Raw genomic sequence first — 1,569 nt, 5'->3', positions numbered from 1 at the left:
GTGAAGACGCGGTGAAGTTGTTCGGTGCCTTGAAGACTTACGCGTACGGCGCGTCACCGATGCCGTTGCCGCTGCTGCGCGCGGCGCTGAAGGCATGGCCGGAAACCGAATTCATCCAGGTGTACGGGCTGACCGAGGTGTGCGGCGTGATCACCCAGCTCAGTCCGGAGGACCACCGCGCGGGCAACGAGGAGCGGCTGGTCAGCGCCGGCAAGCCGATTCGCGACGCCGAGGTCCGGGTCGTCGACCCCGACACCGGCGAAGACGTGCCAGACGGTGAGCAGGGCGAATTATGGTTCCGCACACCACAGTTGATGAAGGGTTACCACAACCGCCCGGACGCCACCGCCGAGGCTGTCACTCCCGACGGGTGGTTCCGCACCGGCGACATCGGGCGGATCGACTCCGACGGCTATGTGTTCGTCGAAGACCGGCTCAAGGACATGATCATCTCCGGCGGCGAGAACATCTACTCGATCGAGGTGGAACGGGTGCTCGCCGAGCATCCCGCCGTCGTCGAAGTCGCCGTCATCGGCGTGCCCGACGAGAAGTGGGGTGAATCGGTGAAAGCCGTTGTGGCACTGCAGGGTGAAGCCACCGAGCAGGAGCTGGTCGCGTGGTGCCGGGAGCGGCTGGCAGCCTATAAGTGCCCGAAGTCCGTCGACGTCAAAGACGAGCTGCCGCGCAATCCGACCGGCAAGATCATGAAGAAGGATCTGCGCAAGCCGTACTGGGAGGGCCGCGACCGGGCCACCGTCTGAGGTCGCTTAGTCGGCGGACACCGGCACCGCGATCTCATTGCGCCGCCGGAACGGCAGCGTCCACGGCGGATCGTAGAACCACGCGGCCGGTGTGCCGGTCGTCTCGAAGCCGTACTCGCGCAACACTTGCAGCAGTTCGTCGGTGCGTGCCGCGACGGTCGCCGGGCCGCGGTCACCGGTGAAGCGCAACACCGCGACGGTCTCGGGTGGCACCTCGACCAGCTGGACGCGTTCGTCGTTGGGGGTCGGCAGGGTGTCCATCGTCCACTTGCTGGGCATGAAGAACCGGATCACCCAACCCTGATCGGGGCTGCTGGTCTGGACGACCGGCACTGTCATCGCGATCGCCTGGCTCTGGGTGGGCAGCTGGCTGACCGGGGCCGTCATCGCGATCTTGGTCTTGCGGTGATTGCCGCCGAAGATATAGCCGGCCAGCAGCCGGAATCCGGCGTTGCGCGCCTCCTCCTCCCCGGCAGCCACCATCGTCTCGGCGGCGATGCGGGTGCCGTAGCGCCGGATCTCGACGTCACCGGCCAGCGGTGTGATGCTGTGGACCGGTTCCTCGGTGCCTACCCGGACGCCGGCGATCGCCAGCGTCGACTCGCCGACCTGGCGCACCAGCTCGGCCGCCCGCGTGATCATCTGCCATCCCATGCCGGTGATTCGTAGCCGGCGCGGCCGAGGATGGCCGGACGTCAGAATGGAGGCGTGCCGGAACTAGACCCGGAACTCGGCCCGGAACTTGATGACGTCCTGGACCGTCTGTATGTCGTCGCGCTGCCGATGCGGGTGCGGTTTCGCGGCATCA

The 1,569-nt window shown here is 66.9% G+C and carries 2 protein-coding genes; one reads left to right on the top strand and one right to left on the bottom strand.

Going from position 1 to position 1,569, the window contains the following annotated elements; translation table 11 throughout:
* On the top strand, positions 1-761 hold a 761-nt coding region (locus ACN269_RS33210), incomplete at its 5' end, for an AMP-binding protein (RefSeq protein WP_421477064.1).
* Positions 762-767: 6 nt separating this feature from the next.
* Here ACN269_RS33210 and ACN269_RS33205 read toward each other — a convergent pair.
* Positions 768-1,403, bottom strand: coding sequence for an SOUL family heme-binding protein (locus tag ACN269_RS33205; protein WP_421477062.1), 636 nt, complete (start codon positions 1,401-1,403; stop codon positions 768-770).
* Positions 1,404-1,569: the final 166 nt, after the last annotated feature.

It is taken from the genome of Micromonospora sp. WMMD736 (assembly GCF_049179015.1).
Taxonomy (GTDB): domain Bacteria; phylum Actinomycetota; class Actinomycetes; order Mycobacteriales; family Micromonosporaceae; genus Micromonospora.
The sequence above is the reverse complement of the archived record's forward strand: the minus strand, read 5'-3'. Positions and strand labels throughout refer to the sequence as shown.

Bases quoted from the DNA above. Each gene is read 5' to 3' on its own strand.
- ACN269_RS33205 (WP_421477062.1), bottom strand. From the start codon at position 1,403: ATGATCACGCGGGCGGCCGAGCTGGTGCGCCAGGTCGGCGAGTCGACG.